Annotated in this window: 24 protein-coding genes; 14 read left to right on the top strand and 10 right to left on the bottom strand. The window is 63.3% G+C overall.

Annotation, left to right across the window (positions count from 1 at the left end):
- Positions 1–175 precede the first annotated feature (175 nt).
- Complete coding sequence (locus IT444_14085) at positions 176–514, top strand: RNA-binding protein (protein ID MCC7193894.1); 339 nt, start codon at positions 176–178, stop codon at positions 512–514.
- A 124-nt stretch (positions 515–638) separates the two neighbouring features.
- Here the strand turns inward: IT444_14085 and IT444_14080 are convergent, their stop codons facing one another.
- The gene (locus IT444_14080; GenBank protein ID MCC7193893.1) at positions 639–2,210 is read right to left on the bottom strand and encodes a methionine--tRNA ligase; all 1,572 of its coding nucleotides are present in this window, start codon (positions 2,208–2,210) and stop codon (positions 639–641) included.
- Between the two features lie 311 nt (positions 2,211–2,521).
- Here IT444_14080 and IT444_14075 point away from each other — a divergent pair, with 311 nt between their 5' ends.
- The 4 genes from IT444_14075 (at position 2,522) to IT444_14060 (ending at position 7,323) form a co-directional block, all read left to right on the top strand.
- The gene (locus tag IT444_14075; GenBank protein MCC7193892.1) at positions 2,522–3,796 is read left to right on the top strand and encodes a hypothetical protein; all 1,275 of its coding nucleotides are present in this window, start codon (positions 2,522–2,524) and stop codon (positions 3,794–3,796) included.
- 24 nt (positions 3,797–3,820) lie between these two features.
- Entirely contained in the window at positions 3,821–4,951 is a 1,131-nt protein-coding gene (gene proB, locus IT444_14070; GenBank protein MCC7193891.1) for a glutamate 5-kinase, read from the top strand.
- A gap of 111 nt (positions 4,952–5,062) precedes the next feature.
- Entirely contained in the window at positions 5,063–6,058 is a 996-nt protein-coding gene (locus tag IT444_14065) for a hypothetical protein (protein ID MCC7193890.1), read from the top strand.
- Complete coding sequence (locus IT444_14060; GenBank protein MCC7193889.1) at positions 6,055–7,323, top strand: tetratricopeptide repeat protein; 1,269 nt, start codon at positions 6,055–6,057, stop codon at positions 7,321–7,323. The genes IT444_14065 and IT444_14060 overlap by 4 nt, the downstream gene beginning before the upstream one ends.
- A gap of 61 nt (positions 7,324–7,384) precedes the next feature.
- Here IT444_14060 and IT444_14055 read toward each other — a convergent pair whose 3' ends face one another.
- The 5 genes from IT444_14055 to IT444_14035 form a co-directional block, all read right to left on the bottom strand.
- A complete protein-coding gene (locus IT444_14055; protein ID MCC7193888.1) occupies positions 7,385–7,711 on the bottom strand; it encodes a hypothetical protein in 327 nt (108 codons plus the stop codon).
- Between the two features lie 3 nt (positions 7,712–7,714).
- Complete coding sequence (locus IT444_14050; GenBank protein ID MCC7193887.1) at positions 7,715–9,319, bottom strand: hypothetical protein; 1,605 nt, start codon at positions 9,317–9,319, stop codon at positions 7,715–7,717.
- Positions 9,319–9,789 (bottom strand): biopolymer transporter ExbD, encoded by a 471-nt coding sequence (locus IT444_14045; GenBank protein ID MCC7193886.1) that lies wholly within the window; start codon positions 9,787–9,789, stop codon positions 9,319–9,321. The genes IT444_14050 and IT444_14045 overlap by 1 nt, the downstream gene beginning before the upstream one ends.
- Positions 9,790–9,884: 95 nt before the next feature.
- Positions 9,885–10,976 (bottom strand): 3-dehydroquinate synthase, encoded by a 1,092-nt coding sequence (gene aroB / locus IT444_14040; GenBank protein ID MCC7193885.1) that lies wholly within the window; start codon positions 10,974–10,976, stop codon positions 9,885–9,887.
- Positions 10,977–11,089: 113 nt separating this feature from the next.
- Entirely contained in the window at positions 11,090–11,920 is an 831-nt protein-coding gene (locus IT444_14035; GenBank protein MCC7193884.1) for a hypothetical protein, read from the bottom strand.
- A 250-nt stretch (positions 11,921–12,170) separates the two neighbouring features.
- On the opposite strand from IT444_14035, the gene guaA reads away from it, so the two are divergent.
- On the top strand, positions 12,171–13,727 hold the full coding sequence (gene guaA / locus IT444_14030) for a glutamine-hydrolyzing GMP synthase (GenBank protein ID MCC7193883.1): 1,557 nt from the start codon (positions 12,171–12,173) through the stop codon (positions 13,725–13,727).
- A gap of 46 nt (positions 13,728–13,773) precedes the next feature.
- Here the strand turns inward: guaA and IT444_14025 are convergent, their stop codons facing one another.
- From IT444_14025 to IT444_14015, 3 genes are all read right to left on the bottom strand, one after another.
- Positions 13,774–14,856 carry an acyltransferase gene (locus IT444_14025; GenBank protein MCC7193882.1) on the bottom strand — a complete coding sequence of 361 codons (1,083 nt, stop codon included), beginning with the start codon at positions 14,854–14,856 and terminating at the stop codon, positions 13,774–13,776.
- Between the two features lie 139 nt (positions 14,857–14,995).
- Positions 14,996–16,018 carry a ketose-bisphosphate aldolase gene (locus IT444_14020; protein ID MCC7193881.1) on the bottom strand — a complete coding sequence of 341 codons (1,023 nt, stop codon included), beginning with the start codon at positions 16,016–16,018 and terminating at the stop codon, positions 14,996–14,998.
- Positions 16,019–16,131: 113 nt separating this feature from the next.
- Entirely contained in the window at positions 16,132–17,058 is a 927-nt protein-coding gene (locus tag IT444_14015; protein ID MCC7193880.1) for an aminotransferase class IV, read from the bottom strand.
- Positions 17,059–17,212: 154 nt separating this feature from the next.
- Here IT444_14015 and argJ point away from each other — a divergent pair, with 154 nt between their 5' ends.
- The gene (gene argJ, locus IT444_14010; protein ID MCC7193879.1) at positions 17,213–18,448 is read left to right on the top strand and encodes a bifunctional glutamate N-acetyltransferase/amino-acid acetyltransferase ArgJ; all 1,236 of its coding nucleotides are present in this window, start codon (positions 17,213–17,215) and stop codon (positions 18,446–18,448) included.
- A gap of 92 nt (positions 18,449–18,540) precedes the next feature.
- The gene (locus IT444_14005; protein MCC7193878.1) at positions 18,541–19,368 is read left to right on the top strand and encodes a sulfite exporter TauE/SafE family protein; all 828 of its coding nucleotides are present in this window, start codon (positions 18,541–18,543) and stop codon (positions 19,366–19,368) included.
- Here IT444_14005 and cax read toward each other — a convergent pair.
- Entirely contained in the window at positions 19,286–20,503 is a 1,218-nt protein-coding gene (gene cax / locus IT444_14000) for a calcium/proton exchanger (GenBank protein ID MCC7193877.1), read from the bottom strand. The genes IT444_14005 and cax overlap by 83 nt on opposite strands.
- A 152-nt stretch (positions 20,504–20,655) precedes the next feature.
- On the opposite strand from cax, the gene IT444_13995 reads away from it, so the two are divergent.
- From IT444_13995 to IT444_13970, 6 genes are read left to right on the top strand one after another with little or no spacing between them, the layout of a single operon-like run.
- Positions 20,656–20,964: a hypothetical protein gene (locus IT444_13995; GenBank protein MCC7193876.1), complete on the top strand. Its 309-nt coding sequence runs from the start codon at positions 20,656–20,658 to the stop codon at positions 20,962–20,964.
- Positions 20,965–20,967: 3 nt separating this feature from the next.
- The gene (locus IT444_13990; GenBank protein ID MCC7193875.1) at positions 20,968–21,768 is read left to right on the top strand and encodes a hypothetical protein; all 801 of its coding nucleotides are present in this window, start codon (positions 20,968–20,970) and stop codon (positions 21,766–21,768) included.
- Positions 21,765–22,583, top strand: coding sequence for a DUF4129 domain-containing protein (locus IT444_13985; GenBank protein MCC7193874.1), 819 nt, complete (start codon positions 21,765–21,767; stop codon positions 22,581–22,583). Before IT444_13990 ends, IT444_13985 begins: the two co-directional genes overlap by 4 nt.
- Positions 22,576–23,997 carry a DUF4350 domain-containing protein gene (locus tag IT444_13980; protein MCC7193873.1) on the top strand — a complete coding sequence of 474 codons (1,422 nt, stop codon included), beginning with the start codon at positions 22,576–22,578 and terminating at the stop codon, positions 23,995–23,997. Before IT444_13985 ends, IT444_13980 begins: the two co-directional genes overlap by 8 nt.
- Positions 23,975–24,949, top strand: a complete 975-nt coding sequence (locus tag IT444_13975) for a MoxR family ATPase (protein MCC7193872.1) — start codon at positions 23,975–23,977, stop codon at positions 24,947–24,949. The genes IT444_13980 and IT444_13975 overlap by 23 nt, the downstream gene beginning before the upstream one ends.
- Positions 24,946–26,310, top strand: coding sequence for a DUF58 domain-containing protein (locus IT444_13970; GenBank protein MCC7193871.1), 1,365 nt, complete (start codon positions 24,946–24,948; stop codon positions 26,308–26,310). The genes IT444_13975 and IT444_13970 overlap by 4 nt, the downstream gene beginning before the upstream one ends.
- Positions 26,311–26,315 lie beyond the last annotated feature (5 nt).

Here is a 26,315-nt window from a genome sequence, read left to right as displayed (position 1 = left end):
GGTACACTATGTATCTGGTAAGTCTGCCGAATGAGCCGAGGCCCGGGACCATCCATGTCTGAACCGACCTTTCTCTTTTCGTCTCTCCTACCTTCCCGGGCCGGAACCACGGCCTCTTTCGCCAGCGACCCCGAAAGCAAATCCACGGGTCGAGCGCCATCGAGGAGATAACACGATGGGCAAGAAGTTGTATGTCGGAAATCTGCCGTATTCGGTCACCAGCGCCACTTTACAGGAACTGCTCGGAGCCTTCGGCACGGTGCAGAGCGCGGAAGTCATCATGGACCGCGAGACCGGCCGAAGCAAAGGCTTTGGCTTCGTCGAGATGGGAACTGATGAAGAAGCGCAGGCGGCGATTGCCGGCCTGTCAGGTAAGGACCACGGCGGTCGCGCCTTGACCGTCAATGAAGCCAAGCCGCGCGAGCCGCGCGGAGGTGGTTTCGGCGGCGGCGGCGGTGGTGGTCGCGGCGGGTACGGCGGCGGTCGTGATCGTGATCGCGGTAACCGCTATTGATCCAACCCGACATCCCAAAACGCGAAAAGAGGTCGCGACAGCGACCTCTTTTCTTTTTCCGAATCATTCACATCATCACCGCGCGACACACTCAGACAGACGCAGACCGCGCATCCGCTGATGCTCATACCTTGGGCGGTTGATAGCGCGGAAAGAGCGGATCGCCTGCGGTGATCGGCGTGCCCGGCTGCAAAACGCCCCACTGCGTCCACTGTGCGAGTTGTCCGCGTCCTTTGTCGGCCAGCGCGTCGGCGTAGTGCCCGCAGCCGATCCGCCGCCAGAGTTCCTCAACCTTGCCGGGAATGACCGGCCAGAGCAGCAGCGACGCGATGCGCAGAGCCTCGGCGCAGTTGTAGAGGATCGTGCCGACTTCGGGCAGACGCGCGGGATCCTTGGCGAGCTTGAACGGCGCGGTCTGCTCGATGTAGTTGTCGATGGCACGCACCAGATCGAGGGCGGCAGTGATGGCCTCGTTCAACTGCACACCGCCAAATGCCTTCGTCCAGTCGGCGACGCTCTGCTCAGCCTGATGCGCGTAGGCGGCACTGGCGGCGACGCTCTGCCCCTTGGCGGGCAGCTTGCCCCCAAAGTAGCGGTTGGTCATGTTGGTCACGCGGGAGAAGCAGTTACCCAGCGTGTTGGCCAGGTCGGTGTTGTAAACCTCGATGAACTTGGCTTCGGCAAAGTCGCTGTCGGTGGTTCCCAGCGGGCCGTTGCTGGCGAGGAAGTAGCGCAGCGCGTCGAGGCCGAAGGTCGTCACGTACCTGTCGATTTTTTCGAGGTCGATAAAGTTACCCAGCGACTTGCTCATCTTCTGACCTTCGCTGATCCAGAAGCTATGGGAGTAGATGCTGCCGGGCAGGTCGATGTTCAGCGCCAGCAGCATCGCCGGCCAGATCGCCGCGTGAAACCAGAGAATGTCCTTGGCAATCAGATGCACGTCGGCGGGCCAGTATTTCTGCCGCTGCGGTGTATCGACCGTCGAGTAGTAGTTAAAGAGCGCGTCGATCCAGACGTAGATGGTGTGCTTGTCGTCGCCGGGCACGGTGATGCCCCAGCCGTTGGAGCCGGTGCGGGAGATGGGCACATCATTGAGGCCGTCGCGGATGCGGTTGACGATCTCATTTTTCCGCGCTTCGGGTCTGACAAAGCCCGGCTGCTTCTCGTAGAGATCGAGCAGCGGTTGCTGATACCGGCTGAGCTTGAAGAAATAGTTGTCCTCTTTTTTCCGCACGAGCGGCTTGCCGTTGATGGGTGATTTGAAGCCTGCTGCTGCGGCGGCGGTTTCGGTGAGATATTCCTCCTGCCCGGCGTCGTACCAGCCCTCGTACTGGCCCAGGTAAACGTCGCCGGAGTCCATGAGCCGCTGGACATAGCGCTGCACGCGCTCCTTGTGTCGCGGCTGAGTGGTGCGGATGAAGTCGTCGTTGGAGATACCCAGCTTGGCGAACGTCTCCTCAAAGGCAGCGGCGTTGCGATCCGCCCACGCCAGCGGGGTGGTGTTGTGCGCCGCCGCCGAGTCCACGACTTTGGTTGCGTGCTCATCGGTGCCGGTGAGGAAGAAGACATCATCCCCCGCCAGCCGATGATAGCGTGCGAGGATGTCCGCGATGGTCGTCGTGTAAACATGCCCGATGTGCGGGCGATCGTTGACGTAATAAATCGGGGTTGTGACGTAAAACTTACCGGTGCTCATGGAGCGGCCTCGTGCTCGATTCGTTCAGGGGGAAGATCATCCGACGCCGGAGATGGAGGGAGTGTCGATGCCCTCAGGGCATCGCGCAGCGACGGCGATAACTGCCGGTACGCGGCACACAGGCCGGATCAGGGACGCGGTCGCAGGTCGTTGTCATGGCTCAATGATACAGGCGGCATGTGCGGATGTCCTGTCGCGCTGAGCGGGAACGGATCAACCCTTCGCCGCTAAGCCGCACATGGATGCGCATGAGCAGCGATTCTCTCACGCAGGGCGAGCATCCCCTGCCGCAAACCCCGTAGAATGGCGCAATGGCGTGGCTGGTCGATCTGCTTTATTTCATCGCGTTGCTGGTGACCAGCCCGGTGTGGATTTACCGGCTGCTGGCGACAGGCAAATGGCGGACGGACTGGCGGGCGCGGTTTGGCCGCTGCCGACTCCCAGCCGACAGCCGCCCCACGCTCCTGATTCACGCCGTCTCCGTCGGAGAAGCCAACGCCATCCGGCTGCTGGTCGATCTGCTGGAAAACCAGACGCAGCAGCGCTGGCGCATCGTCATCGCCGCCACGACCAACACCGGCCAGGAGCGTGCCCGGCAGCTATTCGGCTCGCGTCATCAAGTCGTCCGCTACCCGCTGGATTTTTCCTGGTGCGTCCGCCGGTTTCTCCGCGCGGTCAAGCCTGATCTGGTCGCGCTGGTCGAGCTGGAAGTGTGGCCGAACTTCGTCCGCCGCTGCACCAAAGAGGGCATCCCCGTCTGCGTCATCAACGGGCGGCTCAGTCAGCGCAGCTACTCGCGGTATCGGCTCATCGCCCCGCTGCTGCGGTCCACGTTTGCACGTCTGGCCGCCGTCGCCGCCCAGACGCGCGAGTACGCCGACCGTTTCATCGGGCTGGGGGCCATAGCGCAGCGGGTCGAAGTTCTGGACACGATGAAATGGGACGCGGCGCAGATCGCCGACACGGTCGCAGGCTCCGAGGAGCTGGCGCGTGCCCTGGGCATCGACCGCCGCGCGGGCAGCAAACCGCTAATCGTCGCCGGCTCCACCGCGCCGGGCGAGGACAAGCTCCTCATCGACACCTGCCCGCCTGAGGCTCAGCTCATGATCGTGCCCCGCAAGCCGGAGTGGTTTGACGGCGTCGTGTCGCTGGCTCCGCAAATCGTCCGCCGCACGGGCTGCCCAGACGGCACGGCGCGGCCTCTCGACGGCCAACGGCTGTTCCTGCTCGACACCATCGGCGAACTGCGCAAAGCCTACGCGCTGGCGGATGTGGTGATCGTCGGTCGGAGCTTTCTGGGACTCTACGGCTCGGACATGATGGAGCCGATCGCGCTGGGCAAGCCGACGATCATCGGCCCGCACTACAAGGACTTTGCCAGCACGATGGAGGCGTTCATCGCCGGCGAAGGGATCATCGTCACCAGCGAGCCGGGCCGCGTCGCCGCCGAACTCCTGGCCGACCCTCAGCGTGCCCGTGAACTGGCGCAGCGCGGTCGGCGTGTTATCCTTTCCCGTCAGGGCGCGATGCAGCGCCACGCCGATTTACTGGTGCGGCTGATGCCGGTCGGCGAACGCCGATTGTGATAATCTCCGCCGCGAAAACCGACCATGCCTCCCCACGAACTACGACAATCCGTGCTCTCCCACGCCCGCCGCGTCGTGGTCAAGATGGGGACGCAACTGCTCACGAAGTCGGACGGCTTCCTCGATCTGCCTTATCTCCGCGAAATGGCGGGACAGGTTTCCCGTCTGCGCGAGCAAGGATTGGAAGTGACATTGGTTTCCAGCGGGGCGATCGGCTCCGGCCGCGCCGAGCTGGGACTGGCCCGGCGTCCGCGCGATGTCGCAGAGCTTCAGGCTGTCGCTGCCACCGGCCAGCCGGTTCTGATGAACCACTTCCATGCGGCCTTTGGTCATCACGGCCTGAAGGTGGCGCAGGTCCTGCTCACCCGCGATGACTTCGACCACCGCACGCGGTTCCTCAACTTTCGCAACTGTCTGGCGAAGGTGCATCAATTCGGCTGCGTGCCCATCATCAACGAAAACGACACCGTCACCGTCGCCGGCCTTCAGGAGATCGGCTTTGGTGACAACGACCGGCTGGCTGCGCTGGTCACCAACGCCTTGCGAGCCGATGTGATGGTGCTGCTGACGGTCGTCGATGGATTGCTCGACGCGGCGGGCAAGAGGATCGATGTGGTCGAAAACATCGGCGCAGCGATGTCGCTGGTCCGCTCGGATAAGAGCGATCTGGGCACGGGCGGGATGAGGTCGAAGCTCGAAGCCGCCCAGCTCGTCACCGGGGCCGGCGAGGTGGCGATCATCGCCGGCGGCCGCGAACCGCAGCTCCTGCCGCGACTTTTCGCGGGTGAATCACTAGGCACCCTTTTCCTGCCCGCAGCGAAAAAACTCGACAGCCGGCAACGCTGGATCGGACTGACCAAGCGACCCGCAGGCACGCTGACCATCGACGACGGCGCGGTCACGGCGCTGACTCAACGGGGCAAGAGTCTGCTCGCCAGCGGCGTCATCGCACTCACCGGACAGTTTGAGAGCGGCGAGGTGCTCTTTGTGCGCGACGGCAAGGGAGCGGTGGTCGCGCGCGGGTTGTCCAACTATTCCGCCGATGAAGTGCGGCTCATCATGGGTAAAAAATCGAGCCAGTTTGAGAAAATCCTTGGCCGCCCCGCCTTTGCGGAGATCATCCACCGCGACAATCTCGTGCTTATCGGAACCTGACCGCCTCATCCCCGTCTGCCTGGGCGTCATAGTCCACAGACGCGGAGTTAACCGCCCAATTCACCCAGCCGATATTGGCAAACAAGGGAGATCCCCTCTTGAGGGTTTGCGATGGGCTGGTTAGTCAAAACATGGCGAAAGGTTCGCTGGCTGGCTGCGCCCTGGGCGCGCTCATCGGCTGCGACGCTGACCTGCCCGCCGGTGGAGATTCCCCTTGAGCCGGACCACGAGCGGCTGGCGCGACTGGCCGGAGAATGTCTCACCGGCAACCTCGCCGGCGCGGAGCTGGAACTGCACACCTGGTCGCGCGAGTCTTCCTGTCCCGATGCTGCACGAGTTCTGCTGGCGGCACTGCTGACGCGCCACGGCAGGATGGATGATGCGCGGGCGGTGCTGAATCGCCGGGAAAATCCCGCACAGCAGCCGGGGGCTGATTTCCTGCAACTCCTGATCGCCAATCTCGTCTCCGCCGACCTGCCGGAAGCGGCGCGGCGGCTCATCATCCAACTGTTCCATGCACACGGTGACGACGAAGCGGTCGCGCTCTGGCTTCAACTGATGGAATTACCCGGCATGAGCGAGATGCCCGCGCTGCCTGACGCACGCATCGAACGGCTGGCCAACGAACTGGTCGCCCAGCCGCGCGTCATTCCCAGCCTCGTCGCCGCCCAACGCATCGCCCCCGTCATGGCTGACCTGGCGATACTCCGTGCGGCATTGGGGCTGGCGGCACGGCAATTCAACACCGATACACGACAAGCGGCGGTCGTCTGTCAGGCGATGGCGGAGCTGGCTCTGCTGGCCGACGACAAAGACGACGCCCGCCGCTGGGCGCATCGCGGCCTGAAGATCAATCCCTATGCCGCCCCGCTGGCGCTGGTGCTGGCGCGTGTCGAGGACGACCCCGCGCTGGGGCCGCCGGCGACAACCATCCTCCGGGAAGCGGTTTCCGCGCACCCGCAATACGCGGACCTCCGCGCCGCACTCATCCAACGCGAAAAACACGACGGCCGCTCCGAGGCAGCGCGACTTCATCTGGCCGACTGGCTCCGGCAGGAGCCTGACAACCCCCTGGCACGGAAGCTCGAAAGCGAGCTGGCGGCATGAAATTGCAACGCGCCCAGGAATCCATCGAACAGCTCGATGCCGCCCGCGCCGCTGCCGAAGCGCGGCTGCCCGATGTCGCCCTCGCGCATCTGCGCCGGGCACTGGAACTCGACCCCGCCCTGCCCGAAGCGCGACTGCTCGAAGCGAAGCTCCATCTGGAAAGCAATTCGCCGGCACGCGCGTTGACCGCGCTGGATGCGCATGACCTCTATTTCCCGCAGCAGCGCGGACGACCCGACATCGCCATGCTGCGCGTCGAAGCCCTGATCCGTGCGGAGCATCACGATCTGGCTCTGTCATTGCTGGAGCGGCTGGCCGACGAGTTTCCCGATGATGTGCGCTCACACCGCATGAGGGCCGGGCTGTGCCTCAAGCTCCACCGCAACCGTGAGGCGGAGCACGCGCTGCGACAGGTGATGCGGCTCGAACCGGGCGACCGCAACGCGCGGGTCACGCTCGCGCAACTGCTGGCGATGACCCGGCCGGACGCAGCCATCGAACTGCTGCGACGCGAGGAAGACGCCAACGATCCGACGCTGCCCTTCCGCCTGGCGCGTCTCTACCGACTGGCGGGACGTTACCGCGAAGCGCAGGACGTTTACGATGCGCTGCTGCTCCGCGACCCCGAAGCCGATGCCGTGCATCACGCAGCGGGCACGCTGGCGGATGATCTGGGTGACTACCGCGGCGCGATCAAACATCTTCAGGAAGCATGGCGACTCGGCGGGCGGCGGAGCCTCGACACGCTCATCGCGCTGGCGACCGCTCACATGCACGCCGGCGAGTCGGCGACGGCGGCGCGCGTCTGGTGGCGCGCGATCCAGCACAGACCCGACACCCGCGCCCTGGCCGGCCTGCTCGTTTGCGCCCTGTCGGAACGACGTTTTCGTCTCGTCCGCCGTGTCCACAAGATGCTCTCTCTCCAGACCAGCAAACAGGAACGCCGCTCGCTCCTGCTCTCGCAGTGGGTGCGACTGGCCGGCGGGATCGCCGTCCGCCGTGCCGGGGAATTGATCCAGACCCGGTCCCCGCGTGAGTCGGTACTTGAGGAAATGTTGTCAAAGGCTGAGGAAACGCTGGCCGCAGCGACGATCCATCAAAGCCGCCCCGACACGCAATATCACCTGGCGATCTGCCGCAGCTCGCTGGGGGACAAGGCCGGCGCCAACGACGCGCTCGCGCGCGCCATCGAGGCCAACCCGCGCTACAGTGCCGCCCTGAAGCTCCGCGAGGAGCTGGCCGAACCCGTGCGTCAGGCCGCCTGATGCGCTACGCCATTTCCGCGTGACATCGACTACCGCTCCGCGACGCTCAGCGGACGGCTGCTCACCGTTTCCATTTCCAATCGACATCGGGATCGCGGCTGAACGCCTGCGCCGCTTGATGCACGCAGTCCCGGCACGCCGTCGCCGCCGGCCGCAGCGGATTGCGATAAGCGGGCAGCGTCGTCGGCAGGTTTTCCCGCAGACAGAGCGTGCAGCGGTAAGGTGACTCGACCGACCGGACTTCACCTAACGCTGCCTTGAGACATTCCAGACAAAGAACCGAGCCGTGATGTCCTTCCGTCATCGGCGGCAGGCCGGTCTGCGGATCCCAGTCCGTGGCGCAGAAATCGCAACTGATGATGACTCCGCCGTCTTGCGTGCGCTGCATGGGTCACTCGATCTCTTCACGCAGAAGAATAATGTTGATCTTGACCTCGAACGAGCGATTGAGCTGTTCGAGTTTTTTACCCGACGCTTTCCACTTGTACAGGCTCGCGAGGATCGGCCCGTCGATGTTGGGGTAACCGCTGGAGCGGAGCACTTCGGCCTCGATCACCGTGCCGTATTTGTCAAAGACGATCCGCACGAGCGGATTTTTCGGGATGCTGCTGGAAAGAGCGACGGCACTGAAGCGCGGATGCGCGGTACTGATCTCGATGCCTTCACCGGCAACGACGCGGCCGGGGCGCACGTCAATCGCCTGGCCGCCGTTGAGGCTTACCGGCGCGCTTTCACTGTCGGCTCGCGGCGCGCCGGTGGCGACACCCAGCGTTCCCGGTGCGCCGGGAGAACCGGGTGAGCCGGCAACTCCGGGGGCGGCAGGAGCGGCGGAGGAATTGCCGGTCGGCTGCGTCGCCGGCGGCGCGGGGATCGCCGCCTTGGTGTCAGGGTCATCGGATTCGCCGGGCTTCTCCGCGGGAGGCGCGGGACGAGTCGTCACCGTCGGCGGAACGATCGGCTCAGGAATACGCGGCAACACCATCGCCAGCCGTTCCGACTCCGGTATCGAGGCTTCTCCCTTGTCCATTTTCGCAGCGGGAGTAACACGGGCGGCATCTTTCGGTTCCGAAGGCTCAGCCCCGGACGTTTTCTTCGTCGCTTCTTCACCCGGCGGCTTCGGAGCGGGCGTCTCGACCGGCTTTTCGATTCGCGGAGCATCGCCTGCACCCGGCGAGGTCGGCAGCTTCACATACTTTTGAGGATCGTCCAGCGCCAGCGGCGCAGGATCGACCGGCGGCTTTGCTGTTTGCACAGGTGCGGGCGCGACAGCGGGCGGCTTGGATGCTGCGGCGGTCGGCGCGGGAAGCGGCGTCGGAGTCGGCGTCGGTGTCGGTGTCAGAGCCGGTAGAGCACGCGGCTTGGGCTGGGCTGTGGGCGATGGCTGCGGATTCGCAGCGCTTGTCACCCGCGCGGGAACTGCGGCAAGCGGTGCGGCGTCGGGCGAGCCGGGTGAGCCGGGCACAGCGGGAGTTGCTGCCTGCGCAGGTCGGGCGGAGGTCGGATCAGGCCGCAGCGGTGCGCCGGGTGTCGGAGCTACGTCTTTCTGGAGAGCGGGCTGCTCGGTGTTGCCTCGGAGAGCCACCATGTCTTGAAAGTCGTCGTACCCGATCCATGCGAGCGAAAGCGGATCGCCGTTATCCTTGCCGAAACGGATGGGATCCTGTTCCGGCTCCTCGCGTGCGGCCGGCTGTCGAGCGGGCAGCTTGACGGGTTCCGCCAGTGCTGCCGCCAGTTGCCGGACGGCCTCGGGCGCGTTGGCGGCCTGATGTTTCAATGCGGCGGGATGTCGGCGGGCGGATGAGGGCGTGTCGTTTTTCGCGTCAGGCGACGGCGACCGCATGAAGGAAAATAATTTCTCCCGCTGGACGGTCTCGACTCCAGCGATCAAGACCAGGTGAACCAGCACCGCAACGACCAGACCGGCCATCAGCGGCAGCGATGAATCACGCTGGTCAGCCAGGATCGTGCCTGACGTTATGGAGTATCGCGTATCCATCACCGGCTACCCGCAGCCCCGCTGCTCGACGGGCTGGATGTCCCGCTGGGAGACGGCTCCTGCGGGCCGACGAAACCGATGTCGTAAATTCCCGCGCGCTGCACCCGTCCGACGAGGGCAAAGAGGATCGGGCCGCGGTCGGCTTCACCCGCGGCTTCCATGGCGATCCACAGTCGTGGCCGCTTCGGGTCGGCGGCCAGCCCCGCCAGCTTGGCGTCAAGCTGCTCGACCGTCACCGGCTCGCGGTTGTAGTACAGCTTGCCCGCGCGATCCACCGTGATCGCTTCGATCCGCCCGCCCTCGGCGGCACGACCCGACGCCACCGGCGCCAGCTTCACCGGCAGAACATCCGCGCGGATCATCATCACCATGCTGTAAACGAAAAAAGTCAGCAGCAGGAAAATGACGTCGATCATCGGCGTCATCTCCAGGCGGTAGGCATTGTCGCTTCGACGTAACGGACGGCGCATGGTGTCATTCTAGCGGTTTCAACCCGCATCCCGGCGGCAGACGGAGAATCGCCGGAGAGCCTTCCTACGGAGTGAAAACCACCGCCTGAACGCCCTTACTCCCGCACGGCGGTCCAGGCTTTTTCAATCGCAGCCTGCGGCGTGTCATCCACGATCGACACCGCACCGAGTCGGTCAGGCAGCACCAGCCTGATATTTCCATCGGCGACTTTTTTATCCAACCGCATCGACTCGATGAGCCGGGCCGTCGGCGCCAGACGGCCGCGCGTCGGCAGGCCGATCCGCGTCAGCAGCCGCACCAGCCGGTCGTACAACGAGGAAGGCACTCGACGGGTATCGACCGCCAATCGTGTCGCCGCGATCATGCCCAGCGACACCGCCTCGCCGTGGTGATAGGTATGCGTCGCGTAACCGGCTGTCGCTTCGATGGCGTGGGCGAACGTATGGCCGAAGTTCAGATGCGCCCGCTCACCGGTTTCTTTTTCGTCCGCCATCACCACGTTGGCTTTGATCTGCACGTTCCAGCGCACCAGCTCGACCAGAGCAGCGGGATCCAGCGCGAGGATGGCGTCGAGATTTTCCTCGATCCATGCGAAAAGTTTTTCATCGCGGATCACGCCATGCTTGACGCATTCGGCCAGTCCGCAGCAGAGTTCACGGCGAGGGAGGGTCGCCAGCGTATCGGTGTCGATGAGGACGAGGGACGGCTGGTGAAACGCGCCGACGAGGTTTTTCCCTTGCGGGAGGTTCACGCCGACTTTTCCGCCGACCGAGGCATCGACCATCGCCAGCAGCGTGGTGGGGCATTGGATGAAGGGTACGCCGCGGAGGTAGGTAGCCGCGACGAACCCGACGGTATCGCCGACGACGCCGCCGCCGAGGGCGATGACGGGGCTTTTCCGTTCGAGTCGTGCCTCGGTGAGGAAGCCGTACATCCGCGCTGCGGTGTCGAGATTTTTATGATCCTCGCCGGATGGAGCCTGCGCCCCGACGACGCTGTAACCGGCGCGGCTCAGGGATGACTGAAGGATTTCTCCGTGCCGTTGGATGATCGCTGCGTCGGCAAAGACCGCAGCACGCAGATGGGGCGCAACCTTGCGGATGTAATCGCCGCCTCGCGCCAGCAGTCCCGGCTCGATGACGATCTGGTAACGATGATGAGGCAGGGCAAGATCAACGGTCGCCATGGGCGGACAGTGTAAACGGGAAAACGGGTTTGGGTGAAGATGTGCCGTGAAACCACCGCGTGCAGCGGCACGGGTGCTCCGCCGAACGATCACGGCGGGCAGCGGCGACGGCGTCACTGGGCAGTTTCGTCAGGCTGGTCCTGCTTGAGCCGGGCGCGGCGCTCCATCTCGCGCATCGCATCGGCGGCATCGCCCGGCAGCGGCGGCTCGCCGGCGGACTCCTGCTCCAGCTCATTCATCCGCACCGCCAATAGCTCCTCACGCCGCACGGATTCCTCCGCGAGCCGTCGTTTCATCAGATTGCGATAAAGCATCGCCCCCGCCAGCGTCAGCGCCATCAGCACGATGATGACGCGAAAAACTGTGGACCCGAAAAATCCCGCGTCACCAGCGGCAGTTGGCTCCTTCGTCGGTGCAGCCTTGCCTTCGACAATCTGGGCCGAATGCCCGACGAAGACGAGGAACTGCTCCTGAAGAAAATCGCTCTCGCTTCTCCAGACCTTGAAGAAGCGTGCCGCCACGCGGATGTCGGTGTTCATCGCCGCCGGCCGGTGCTGCGGATCGGTGAGGATGACCACGATCGACCGACGAACCTTGGGGTCCTTGCCCTCGCGGACTCCCCACGCCTCGGCGTGTTCCGTCCACGGGCCGGGCAGGGACTTGAACTTGATCTTCGGCAGCACGTCGATGTACGGAGCTTCGATGAGGAAAAGCTGGCCGCGATGCGCGGGAGGATCCTTGAGGATCGCGTCGTAGTCGGGCACGGTCGCGCCGGCTTCGTCGCCGGGCTTCCAGTCCTTGGCGTTTTTCAGCAGCGGATAGAGGGCCGGCTCGTCGAGCAGGGGCGAGTAATCTTCCGCGGTGGCGAGTTGGTTTTTCTGGTCGCTGGTCAGGGGCGGTACGGCCAGCGTCAGCAGGACGAGGATCAGCACCAGAGGTTTCATGAGGGAATTATAGGGGATCGCGGCGGAACACCGCAGCAAGCCGCTGCGCCGCCGACCAGCGCCGCTTCGGCGCAGCTGTCGCCGCACGATCGCAGCGATAGGTCGGTATCTATTCGGCGCACCGTGACGAACCGGGCAAACCGGACGCCCTCGAATTTCGTCACCTGCCGTTTCCTCTTATGATCCGCTTTTGCGGAAACCCTCTATGACCGCGACCGGTTCTACCACCCTGCCAAATCTCCCGCTCGGCATGCCGCCTGAGTACGTCGGGCAGGTCGTGCCCATCCTCGACTTTGGATCGCAGTACGTGCAACTGATCGCCCGCCGTGTGCGAGAAGCGGGCGTCTTCAGCCTGCTGGTCGCGCCGGGGATCGCCATTGAGCAGCTCGCCGCCATGAAACCGCTGGGCATCATTCTTTCCGGCGGGCCGGCGAGTGTTTACGAACCGGGTGCGCCGACCTGCGACCCGCGAATCTTTGACCTGGGCGTACCCGTGCTGGGCATCTGCTACGGCATGCAACTGGGCGGGCACCTGCTGGGGGCGCGGGTCGTACCCGGAAAATCGCGCGAGTTCGGCCGGGCACAGATTCACATCACCGACGCCCGCGACCTGCTCGCCGGCGTCCCCGAACACACCACGGTCTGGATGAGTCACGGCGACCAGGTACAGGAACTGGCCAACCACTTCATCCCGCTGGCGACCACCCCCACCTGCGCCAATGCCGCGGTACGTCACAAGAGCAGGCCGTTTTACGGCGTGCAATTCCACCCCGAAGTCACCCACACGCCGCACGGCAGCGAAATCCTGAGCAACTTCCTCTTTCGCGTCTGTCATGCGACCGGCTCGTGGAAAATGGCGGATTTCCTCGAATCACAGATCAAGCTCATCCGCCGACAGGTCGGCTCGGCGCGCGTGGTCTGCGGGCTGTCGGGCGGCGTCGATTCCTCCGTGGTGGCTGCACTGCTGGCCAAAGCCATCGGCAAGCAGCTCACCTGCATCTTTGTGGACAACGGCCTGCTGCGCAAGAACGAGCGCAAGTTTGTCGAGACCACCTTCCGCGATCATTTCGATGTGGACCTGCGCGTCATCGACGCGGAGAAGGAATTCCTGTCCGACCTTGCGGGCGTGGACGACCCGCAGGAAAAGCGGCGCCGGATCGGCCATCGCTTCATCGACGTGTTCAAGAGAGCGTCCGCCGATGCCGCGGGCGGCGCGCGATTCCTCGCGCAGGGGACGCTTTATCCTGACGTGATCGAGAGCGGCCACGGCCACGCGGGTACTGCGGCAAACATCAAGCTCCATCACAATGTCGGCGGTCTGCCCGCTGAGCTGGGTTTCGAGCTGATCGAACCCCTGCGGAGCCTCTTTAAGGATGAAGCCCGCAAACTCGGTGAAGTTCTCGGCCTGCCGGGAAAAATGGTCTGGCGGCACCCCTTCCCCGGCCCCGGACTGGCGGTTCGCGTGCTCGGCGAAGTGACGCGGGAAAAGCTCGACCTGCTGCGTGAAGCTGATGAAATCCTGCTCGAAGAAATCGAGATCAATCATCTCTACCGCAAAACGGCGCAGGTTTTTGCTGTGCTGCTCAACGCCCGCGCGGTGGGCGTGATGGGTGACGGGCGGACCTACGATCGCGTCGTCGCCATCCGCGCGGTGGAGAGTCAGGACTTCATGACCGCCGACTGGGCGCGACTGCCCTACGACGTGCTGGCGACGATCTCAAACCGCATCATCAACGAGGTCCGCGGCGTCAACCGCGTGGTGTACGACATTTCGAGCAAGCCGCCCGCGACAATCGAGTGGGAGTAATCGCGCTTTCGCCTGAGCGTGCAACCCGAACCGGCTGCGCCACGGGTCAGGGATTCGTCACGGCGACACGGGCGCGATCATATTTCACGCTGTGGCCGCGGCGGATCAGCGGCGACTCAAACCACCGATAGGACGCCCCCGCCACCAGCAGCGTCAACACCACCGATGAGAGCGTGATGACGACATCGCCGGCGTTTTTCATCGCGGGGGTTTGGCCGCGGATCAGATGATGGAGCAGATGGCTCGATCCTTCATGCAGGAGATACACGCCGTATGAAACCGTCCCCAGCCAGGCGAGCGGGCGGGTGCGACAGAGGGATTTGAAGCTGTTTTCCGGCCCGTGCATCAGGAGCATCACGACACAAAGGTAAAACAGCGCGATCAGCGTGTAGCCGTAGTGAGCCGTGACTGCATCGCCGATCGTCGCTCGCTTGAATATCAGCCAGAGTATTCCGAGCGACGACAGACCCAGCGCGGCGAACAACAGCCACGGCTTGCTCCGCGTCGCCTCACGAAACCGCTTGGATCGGGAGAGCATGGCTCCGACCACACCCAGAAAAAGCGCATCCCATCGACAGGGAAGCAGCACCGCACTGGCGGCGAAAGAAGTCTGATCGCCGATGATCAGCGTGCGGATGATCGGCGTTGCGAGGATGAGCACCGCCAGTACCCACGCCAGATAACGTCGAGGTAATCCGATCACCAGCAGCGGCAGAAAGAGATAGAACTGCTCCTCGACGGCCAGCGACCAGGTGACACCCATCCAGCCCATTTCGTTGCGATAGGCCATCACGAAGTTCTGCGTGTAGGTGAGGAATGTCACCAGCAGCGTGCTGTCATTCACCACGTTGCGCGGTGCCGGGTCCGCCCCGACCGATGAGAGGATCGCGTACAGCGCGATCGAGGCGAAGTAGAGCGGAAAGATGCGGCAAGCGCGGCGGATGTAGAAGACCTTGAAAAGGTTTTTCGCTTCACGGTTATCGAGCAGGATGCCGCCGATGAGAAACCCCGACAGCACAAAGAACAGGTCCACGCCGGACCACGCCAACCGCAGGGGTACGATGAAATAAGCCCAGAAGGTTCCCGGAGGAATGGCAAGCTGCCCCACGACAAAATGCCAGACCAGCACCAGCAGAATCGCCAGCCCGCGAACGCCGTCGAGTTCGGCAATCCGTGAGGATGGGGGGGGTAGAGCCGCGGCTATCTGCGCATCGACCGCGACGATTTGGGTAGTCGGTTGATTAATGTGTCAGACCCTTCGCACCGCATCAGACTGCGGCGGGCTGATTGTAGAAAGTCGGCATCGGTTCGCCCTGCTCGCGCCAGTGCTGGATGACTCGTTGGGCCTGCCCTGCGGAGTTGAGCACCTGGAGCTTGCGTCGGACCATGCCGACAATCGCTTCGCGCGCCGGCCCCAGATAGTTTCGCGGGTCGAACTCCGCCGGCTTTTTGGCGAACACTTCGCGGATCTTCGCCGTCATCGCCAGCCGCAGGTCGGTGTCGATGTTGACCTTGCACACGCCGTACTTGCGCACTGCCTGGGCGATCTGGTCTTCAGGCACGCCCATGGTGCCCGGCATGTTGCCTCCGTACTGGTTGATCAGATCGACAAACTCTCTGGGCACGCTCGACGAGCCGTGCATCACCAGAGGCAGACCGGGGCAGGTCTTCATGATTTTTTCGATGCGGTCGAAGGCGAGCTTCGGCTCATGCTTGAACTTGAAGGCGCCGTGGCTCGTGCCGATCGCCACCGCCAGCGAGTCGATGCCCGTGCGCTGCACGAAGTCGCGGGCCTGTTCGGGATCGGTGAGGAATTTCTCGACGTTTTTCTCATATTCGTGGGCATCGAGACCGACGACGTCTTCCTCGATGCCGCCGAGCATTCCCAGCTCGGCTTCGACGACGACGCCGGCGGCGTGGGCGGCCTGAGTCGCCTCGCGGGTGAGGCGGATGTTTTCCTCGTAGGCGTGGTGCGATCCGTCGATCATGACGCTCGTGTAGCCGTCGTTGATGCACTGCTTGATGAGGTCGAGCGTGTCGCCGTGGTCGCAGTGGATGGCGATGGGCACCTGGGGATAAAGCTCGACGCAGGCGTCGATGATGTGCTTGAGCATGCGGATGTTGGCGTACTTCCGCGCGCCCTTGGAAATCTGAAGGATGCAGGGCGACTGCTCCGCGGCGCAGGCTTCGATGATCGCCTGGGTGATCTCCATATTGTTGACGTTAAAGGCTCCGATGCCGAACCCGCCGTTGTAAGCAAGATCGAACATGGGCTTGGTGGTCATCAGCATGACGTTGCTCCTGTTAATCGGTGAAACAGCGAAGCGGGACATTGTAACGGAAATCGCCGTCGGATCATCGACAGGAACCGTCGCGACGCACGGGCAGCGCGGATGGGCAGCCGTTACGACGTGCCGACCACTTCCGAATAGACATTTTTCCCCGCTTTGCTGCTCCAGAGATCGAGTATTCGCCGCCACATGGCACCGGGTTTCCCTGAACCGACGGGCAGGCCGTTGAACTTTGTGACCGGAGCGAGGCAATAGGGTGTCGTCGGCAGCCACGCTTCGTCCGCGTTGATCACGTCGTGGCCTTGCAGGTCGTCTTCCTGAAACGGAATGTTCAACTCCGCCAGTAATTCAATGAGCACCGTCAGACTCACACCCCAGAGGATGTTATTTCTTCGCGGGGAGATCACCGTACCGCGACGGTAGATGACGAAGTTGGAGCCGCCGGTCTCGGTGATATTGCCTTGCAGGTCCAGGTAGAGGGCCACCGCTGCGGGGTCGGCGAGTCGCGCTTCTCGGTCGCCGATCCACATATGCAGGCGGTTGCGGTGTTTGATCTTGGAGGAGAGGCATTGGGCCGGCCAGTGGCGTGTCGATGGCGTGACGCAGTGGACGCCCTGCAGGAATGAGCCTTTCCAGACGTGGAAAGGCAGAGGAAACGTGTGCATCGCAAAGGTGGCCGTCAGGTTGGAAGGCATCGCAGCCGCGCCGGCGTAGAAGGGATTTTCCCCGCCGGTCATGTAGAAGACCAGCCCCAGTTCGCCCTGAGGATCGAGCGCGTGGTTATGCGCAGCGAGTTGTTGCGCCAGGTCGAGCGTCCGCTCGATCGGCAGAGGCGGATCAATGCGGGCATAACGCGCCGAGGCGTAAAGCCGCTGGACGTGATCTTCCAGCCGGTAGAGCTTGCCGTGGAAGGTGCGGGCGAAGTCGGTGACGGCTGCGCTGAGCACGATGCCGGTGTCGTAGATGGGCAGGCGACATTCGGCGGCAGGAATGAAGCGGCCGTTGAGAAACGCGATCTGACCGGCGATGTCTGAAGCCATGCTGACTGCTCCCGTGGAAAGACCCGAAGCGCCCGTGAATCCATAACGCTATCAAAAACCCGCCGACAGCGAGGGCGGCACTCGCAGACAAAACGGCGCCGCGGATTCCAGCGCGGACCACGCTTCCGCCGCGTTGTGGCATAATTCCGGCCCTATGAAGACGAAGCACTCACCGGGTATCACAGCTCCGCTGGGGTTCCGCGCCGCAGGCGGCACCTGCGGCATCAAAAAATCCGGCAAGCCCGATCTGGCGGTCATCCTCGCCGACGAACCCTGTGCCGCGGCGGGCATGTTCACCACCAGCAAGGTGCCCGGTGCGCCGGTGATCGTGGGAAGGCGGCATCTGAAGCGCGGCATCGCGCAGGCGATCATTTGCAGCAGCGGTTGTGCCAACGTCTGCACCGGTCAGCGCGGCATTGACGACGCCCTGGAAATGTGCCGCCTCGTGGCGCAGCACGCGCCCTCGGCGGGTCGGGTCAGTCCGCAGACGGTACTGCCCTGCTCGACGGGGGTAATCGGCAAGTACCTGCCGATGGAAAAGATTCGGAGTGGGATCGCGGCATTGATGCCGACGGTGACGCGCGGCGCCGACGCCGACGCCGCGACAGCGCGGGCGATCATGACCACCGATCTGGTCCCCAAGCAGGCCGGCGCGCAGGTGCGGATCGACGGCAGGACGGTGCGGATTGCGGGGATCGCCAAAGGCAGCGGCATGATCCAGCCGAACATGGCCACGATGTTTGCCTTCATCACCACTGATGCCGCCATCACGCCGGCCTTGCTCCGGGCGGCTCTGACCGGCGCGGTCAACGTGAGCTTCAACCGTCTCAGCGTCGATCACGACACGAGCACGAGCGATTCCGCGCTGGTGCTGGCCAGCGCTGCGGCGAAGAACCGCCCCATCACGTCCATCAAGTCGGCGGGCTATCGCGCTTTCGCTGCGGCTCTGACCGACGTGTGCAGGGATCTGGCTTACCAGATCGTCAAAGACGGCGAGGGCGCGACGAAGGTATACCGCGTCGTCGTGCGCGGCGCGCGGACGCAGCAGGACGCGGATAAGGTCGGCTACACCGTGACGGGCAGCCCGCTCATCAAGACGGCGGTCCACGGCGGCGATCCCAACTGGGGACGACTCGCGGCGGCGGTCGGACGCAGCGGTGCGGCGGTCAAACCCGAACGGCTGACCATCCACATCGGCAATCTCTGCGTGGGTCGCAACGGCTTTGCCCTCGAACTCAGCCCCGCACGACAGAAAAAAGCCGACACCCTCATGGCCGCCAAAGAGATCACCTTCACCATCGACCTGGGGTTGGGCCGTTACCAGACCGAATGGCTCGGCTGCGACCTCTCCCGCGAATACATCACCATCAACGCGGACTACACGACCTGAAAATCTCACCGACGCGGTACGCTTGAGTGTGTAACCGGTGAAGTAATTTTTCGGCGCAGCGTCGCGCTGAATCGACCCGTGACGGGCAGACCATGTTTTTTCTCATCGCTCTTATTCTCGCCGGCAGTGCCGCAGTGCAAGGCTCGGTCGGATTCGGCTTTGCGTTGTTTGCCGGGCCGCTGCTTTTCCTGGCGGGATTACCCCTGCCGCAGGTGATTGCCGTCTGCGGCACGACGACGGCGATTCAGGCGTCGGTGGCTGCTTTTCACTTCCGCGCCCATGTGCCGTGGCGCGCGATCCTGCCGGTCATGATCACATCCATCCTCTCCGTACCGCTGGGCGTGTGGCTGCTGCATCGCGTGGTCGGCCTCGAAAAGGACACGATCCGCGCGATTCTCGGCGTCATCATCCTCGCAGTGCTGGCGGTCATCATGGGGCTGCGCATCGCGCCGCGGGAGAAAGTTCACATGGTCTGGGGTCTGATCGCAGGCACCGCCTGCGGATTTCTGGCGGGGATGATCGGCACGGGCGGGCCGCCGGTCGTCCTCTGGGTCATGGCCCACCGCTGGGACAATCGCCGCAGCCGCGTCGCCCTGTGGCTGATCTTTCTCGCCAGCGCGCCGACTCAACTTTTATGGCTCTACTACACCTTTCACGATCAGGCGTTGAACGGCATCAAGGTCGGCCTGCTGGGACTGCCTTTCGCGCTCATCGGGATGGCGGCGGGAATCCGCGTCGGCAATTACCTGAGCAAGGAACGGCTGCGTCTGGCGGCGTACGTGCTGCTGTTCCTCATCGCCGGATCGCTTTTCGTGCCCTGGGGACGGATCGCGCCCGCTACTGCGGCACCGTCTCCAGAACTGCGCTCTGCTCCATCAGCGGCGGCACCGCCTGTCCGGGCGCCTCATGGGGCAGATTGAAGAACGCCAGACCAAGCACGATATACACCGCCAGCAGCATCGCCCCTTCCATCCAGTGCGACTCGCCATCCTGTGCCACCAGCGCGAGTACGCCGATCGACATGACCACCGCGATGGCTTCGAGTGCGGTGAAGTGCAGGTCGAGCGGCCGGCCGGGATTGATCGCCATGCTGGCGAAGACCAGCACGGGGGCGACAAAGAGCGCGATCTGAATGCTGCTGCCGACGGCGATATTCACCGAGAGGTCCATCTTGTTTTTCATCGCCATCAGGATGGCGGTGGAGTGTTCCGCGGCGTTACCGATGATGGCGACAACGATCACGCCGATGAAGACTTCGTTCATGCCCAGCTTTTGGCCGGCGGCCTCGACCGATCCGATGAGAAACTCGCTGACCAGCGCGATCGCCGCCGTCGCCGCCAGCAGGACGATGACCGAGACCTTGCGGCTCCACACGGGGCCATGTCCATGATTTTCCGAGCTGTGCGGTTGGTTGTCTGACGTTTCCGGGTCGGATTCGCCGGAAAAAAGATGCTGGTGCGTCTTGAGTGAAAAGACCAGGCTCAACAGGTAAGTGATGGCGAGAATCACGGCGATTTCTTCGCTCAGGTGATCGACGCGCACCGTCGGCGGCGCGAGGCGCGTCGAGCCGCCCGCCTGCACGAGGTAAACGTAGATCGTCGGGATGATCAGGCCGATCGACGCCAGCGCGAGCAACGTCGCGCCCATGCCGGCTGCGGTTCGGTTGAACACCTGCCGTTTGTATTTAAGCCCGCCGGCGACCATGGACGCGCCGAGGACCAGCAGGATGTTGCCGATGATCGACCCGGTGAGCGAGGCCTTGACCAGCGGATACATCTGCGGACCTTTGATGACCGCCATGAGTGCGATGATCAGCTCAGCCGCGTTACCAAAGGTGGCGTTGAGCAGGCCGCCGATGCCCTGCCCCATCGTCTCGGCAAGATTTTCCGTGGCGCGCCCCATCAGCCCGGCCAGCGGAATCACCGCCACGCACGAGGCGAGGAAAATCCATACCGGCGACGCATGCGTCACCTCAAGCACGATCGCCACGGGTAACGCCAGGAGCAACCAATAAAGCGGCTCGATTTTGAACTTACCCTTGGATGCGGACGCCATGGACCCTCCCGTGGAAGACGGATGATTTGGAAAAAGTGTAGTGATTTTTTCGGGATCGAATGACGCCTCGCGGCACGAGGTCAGCGACGACACGACGCGCGGCGGGAAAAGGGACTTTCAGACGCATGCCCAAGGGGTTATCGTGATACTGCATGGCTCTCAAAAAGCAGATGTGCAAAAGCCACCCGGATCGGCCCGCCATCGGCATCTGTACGATCACCAAGGTTCCCATCTGCGCTGAATGCTCCACCCGCTATGAAGGGGTGAATTACAGCAAAGAAGGCCTTAAAATTCTCCAGTCGCAGCGGACGCAGAAGCGCAAGGTCGAAGCCGGCGGTACGTGGATCGTCGGGGCGGTGGTCATCATGGTTTCGCCGGCGTTGCTTTATTTCATCTACTATTTTTTCCTCTTTAGCAGCGAGTGGATGATCGACATTCTTCAGCAAACCTGGGGAGCTTAATGCGTGTCCGCCACGCCGCTTTTATATGAGATGGCCGGTCGGCGTTCGGTATTACCCCCGCTGGATGCCGCCATTGATTACCTCCGGCAACGGCCGATGCGCGTCTTGCCGGCTTATGTCATGGCGATCGCGCCGATGTCGGTCTGCGTGTTTCTGCTCATTGACGCGATCACCAGCGGTCACCGCTCGGCGCTGCCTGAGGTCGTCATTCTGTTCATGGTCTCGTTTGTCTGGCGATGGGGCTGGCTGGGATTTTTACAAAGGCGGATTCAGGTCGATCTGCGCGGCGAGCCGCCGTTACCCTTACGCAAGCGGATCGTGCCGATCATCTTCACGCGCATCCTGGCGTTGATGGGGATGACGTGGGGTTCGTTTCTCATCGTTCCGTCGATCCTTGGATTTTACCTTTCCGGGCTGGTGACTCCTTCACTGCTCGAGCGGAGCGGTCCGGCCACCAAGCAACTGATGGAAACCGGATCGTGGCTGACCAGCTCCGGTGGTCGCATGACCAAGCTCACCGGCGCGATCGGGGTGATCGCCATGCTCGTCTGGATCAATGTCACCGTGATCCAGACGCTCGTGGTGAATATGCTGATTCCCACGCTGGCCGGCCTCGATGTCAACGACCTGCGGCTGACGCTTTCCAGCCCGGCGTGGTTCTTCTTCCTTCAATACCTGCTCTTTCTGGTCTTTGACCTGCTCTGGGCGGTCGCGGCGGTCATGCTGTTTTATGACCTGCAATCCCGACGGCTGGGCAGCGATCTACGGCGGCGGCTTCAGGCCTACAAGGATGCCGCGTCATGAAGCGATGGCTCATCATCCTCGCGGCGATTTTCGCGGCACTGTACGCGGTACCTGCCGGCGCGGACGACACCGCTGCTGCTGCCCCGCCGCGCGAACAACTCCAACACATTCTCGACCAGCCGCTCTACCAGCGATGGCGGCTGCGGCAGGAACGTCAAGCGCAAACCACCTCTCAGAAAGAATCGCAGTTGATGCTCAAGCTGCGCGAATGGATGGAAAGCTTCGGGCAATGGCTGCGCGATCTGTTCAAAAACTGGAAACCCCGAAGCTCAACAAATCCGTCAACATCCAACTCCAACTGGTCATGGTTTGAGGTGATGAGCATTGTCAAAATGCTCGGCTGGATCGTGCTGGGCATCGCGGTCATCGTGGCGGCGTACATGGCTTACCGCGCGCTGCGCGGAATGGAACGCGGACCCGGCCGCGCGCGCGTGCTGAGCCGCGATCAGGTGCGCAAGGCGCTGGAAGACGGCCACGCACTGGCGATGGATACCCCGTCTTGGCTCGCCGAGGCTGACCGCCTGCTCAGTGAGCGCGACCCGCGGGCGGTGTACCGTGCGCTTTATCTGGCTCTGCTGTCGGGGCTGCATCAGGCCGGAAAAATCAACTTCCGCAAGAACCGCACCAACTGGATTTACGTCCGCAGCTACCAGGGCCCGCCGGACGACCTGCCGGTGTTCACCGATCTGACCGAGATGTTTGACAACGTGTGGTACGGCCTGCGGCCCGCGGAGTCGTCCCGCATCGACCGGGTCAAGGATTCGATTCAATTCCTCCTCAGACAGCCGACGGCACGGAGGAACGCCGGTGAATAGAAAACTCACTATCGCGGTGACGTTGCTGGCACTGGCGCTGATGGTCTGGGCGTTCTACCTTCTGGCGGAGGTCGCCACACGCGGCGGGGATGCGTCGCCGGTTTACTCGACTCGACGGCATGACCCCTACGGCACCGCGGCCATCTACGACCTGCTGCGTCAACGAGGCATACCCGTTCGCACTCTCGAACGCTCACGCCTCGAATCGACGGATCACGGCGTGCTCGTACAGGTGCTCTCTGATGACGACAACGTCGAGACCGGCGGATCGTCGCTCCGGCCTGATGAGTTAATCAACTGGATGACTGAAGGCAACACGGTCATCCAGTTTTCACGACAGACGACCTCACTCATGAAGCAAGCGGGAGCGCCCCCCGCTGTCAATGCGGACAGCTTCGGTCCTTTTCAGAGTGCTGCCGCACATGAAATCCACGGACTTCCGCCCGACCGCCATCCGGGGTTTCTCGTCACCGTGGGGTGGAATTCGGAACATCAGACGCAGCCTGATACCAACGCAGCGAAAGATTCCTCGGATGACGGCTGGGCCTCTCCGCCGTCGCGAATGATCAGTCTTCGCTCTCCGATGTTGCTGGTTCCGGTCACGGATTCGCGCTGGCGCACGCTCGCCGGGACAAGACAGGGCACGTATGCCGGCGAGCTGCGGGTCGGGCGGGGCAAGCTGATCATCATCGGTGCTCCGACGCCGATCCTCAATCATTCGCTGCTGGAGAATGACAATCTCGAAGTCGTTCTCTCGCTCATCGGCAGCGGGCCGGTCATCATGGATGAATGGTCGCACGGCATCGGTCATGGCGGGACGATCATGGAGATGCTCAGGCGCATCGGGCTGCTGCCGGTGCTCCTGCAACTGGTTTTCGTCATCGCGCTGTACACCTGGAGCACACGGGGACATCGGCCTCAGGAGATCGACGATCCGCCGCGGCTCCGATCGAGCGTCGAGCAGATCGAGACGCTCGGCCACCTTTACAGTCAATCACTCAAGGCGGAAGCGGCGCACACGCTGGTGACACAGGCCGTGCGGAAGCGGATGGCCAAGGCTCTGCGCTGCCGCCCCGCCGACGTGGAAAAACGCGCGGCGCAGCTCCCGCCGGCGCTGGCTGCTCAGGCGCAGGAAATCAGCGATGCGCTGCGTCAGACAGAACGGGAGAGCGCACCACTCTGCAAGCAGTGCGGTTACGATCTGACCGGCAACACTTCGGGGACCTGCCCTGAATGTCGGACACCCATCCCCATGAGAACTCGTCAACGGATCGCCAGCGAACCGCTGCCGCAACCGGGGAAGAAGCGATCCGAGACGAAGCACCACCGATATGACGTGCAACTGTCGAGAATCTTGACCTTGTCTTCTGAATTTGTCAGGGAGGCTACCCGTGTCCGAACCCATCAGCGATGACCTTAAGGAAGCGAGCCGGCAACTCTCTGCCATCAAGACGGAAATGGCGCGGGTGATCCACGGCCAGGACCGCGTGCTGGAGCAGATGCTCATCGCCATCATGACCGGCGGCCACGCGCTGCTCGAAGGCGTGCCGGGCACCGCCAAGACCCTCACGGTGCGGGTGCTGGCGTTGACCCTGTCCTGTCGCGCCAAGCGCATTCAGTTCACCCCCGATCTGATGCCTTCCGACGTGATCGGCACCAACGTCTTCAATCTGGCGACCAACACGTTCGCGCTCCACCAGGGGCCGATCTTCACCGATCTGCTGCTGGGTGACGAGATCAACCGCGCTCCCGCCAAGACGCAGTCCGCGCTCCTCGAAGCGATGAGTGAACGCCACGCAACCATTGACGGCGTGCGCTACGAGTTGTCGCCGATCTTCACCGTCTTTGCCACGCAGAATCCCGTTGAGTTTGAGGGCACCTACCCGCTGCCGGAGGCCCAGCTTGACCGTTTTCTGCTGAAGATCGCCGTGGAATACCCGGACATCAACGCCGAACGCGCCGTGCTGGAAGCGGTGCATCGCGGGACGCCCTCGGATCGACTCGAAGCCCAGAACCTCAAACCCGTGCTCGATGTGCAGGGGCTGCTGCGGCTGCGGGCGATGCTGCCGAGCGTGCGCGTGGAGCCGGGGGTGATGGACTACTGCCTGAAAATCACCCGTGCGACGCGCGAGCATGACTCGATCCTGCTCGGCGCGGGACCGCGCGGCTCGATCTATCTCCTGATGGCAGCCAAGGCGCGTGCCCTGCTGCAAGGCCGTGACTTCGTGACTCCCGATGATTTCGTCGCCATGGCGCAACCCGTGCTGGGGCATCGCCTGACGTTGACGGCTGATTCGGAAATCAGCGGCGTGACGCGCGATGAAGTTCTCCAATCCATCCTCGACAAAATTGAAGTACCCCGGTGACAGCCGCCCCGACCACGCACGATCCCTCGCCCTCCGCCCGCACTGCAGGCGTCACGGTCCCCGGCCGGCCGCTGCTTTTCATCGCGCTGGTCGTCGCCATGATTCTCCTCGTCGGGGTGGTGTTCCCGCAGATCATTTACCTTGCGCTGACGGTCGATGCGATGCTGATCGGCCTGCTTTACTGGGACGGTGCGCGACTGGCGCGTAATCCGGTTTCGGTTCAACGCTCGGAGTGGACGCGGGTCCAGATCGACCGGCCCTGCGATGTCCTTTTCCGCATCGAAAATCGCGGACAGCGTGCCGTCATCGTCGGGCTGCGCCAGCCGTGGCCTTCCACGCTGGAAGCGGATACGGATCGTCTGGAAACGCTGGTCGAGCCGGGTGAAGTCGTCGTGGCTGCGCTCACTGTCACGCCCCGTCGTCGCGGACGGATCGAGATTCCGACGGCTGAGGCGGATGTGCGCTTTCCCCTTGGTCTGGCCAAGAGGCGGTGGGACCTCAACGACGCTGCGCAGGTGACCGTTTATCCGAACCTTGAGGGGCTGAATCAATACGACACGCTCCGCCGTTCGCACACGCTGGCGCAACTGGGCATCCATCGGACGCGAATCGTCGGCAGCGGTCGTGAGTTTGAACAACTCCGCGACTACATCCCTGACGACAATTACAGCGACATCAACTGGAAAGCCACCGCGCGCCACCGGCGACCCATCACCAATGTTTATCAGGCGGAACGCAGTCAGGACATCCTGATCTGTCTCGACTGCGGACGGATGATGGGAAACCCCGTCGGCAAGGGCACCGCTCTGGACCGAGCGATCGACGCATCCATCATGCTCGCCCATGTCGCGCATCGTCAGGGCGACCGGGTGGGGATGGCTCTTTTCCGCGATGCGGTGACGCAGTTCATCAAGCCGGGCAGCGACATGGTCCTGCTCAATCGCATCATCCGCGCGCTGGTGGACGCCCACCCGGAGGGAGTCTTTCCCTCATACGCAGCCCTGGCGCAGGCGATCCGTACCAATCAAAAACGGCGATGCCTCGTGTTTCTTTTCACTGATTTGAATGACCCTCAACTGGCGGCCAACCTCGCGGAAGTCATGCCGCTGCTGGCCCATCGGCATGTCGTAGTGATCGTCAGTCTTCGTGATCCGTTGCTGGATCGCGTGGCGGGAGCGGCGGCCCATCACCGCCATGCGATGTACCAGATCCTTGCCGCCAACCAGCTCGCCACGGAGCGCGATGCCGCCATTCAGTCGCTGGCGCTGGCGGGAGTTCAGGTTCTCGAATCCGAAGCCGACCGTCTGAGCGTGGAGCTGGTCAACCGCTATCTGTCGATCAAGGCAAGACAATTGATCTGAGCTGC

It is taken from the genome of Phycisphaeraceae bacterium, assembly GCA_020851465.1.
Taxonomy (GTDB): domain Bacteria; phylum Planctomycetota; class Phycisphaerae; order Phycisphaerales; family Phycisphaeraceae; genus JADZCR01.
Note: the sequence above shows the minus strand (reverse complement) of the source record. Positions and strands in the feature narration are given on the sequence as shown.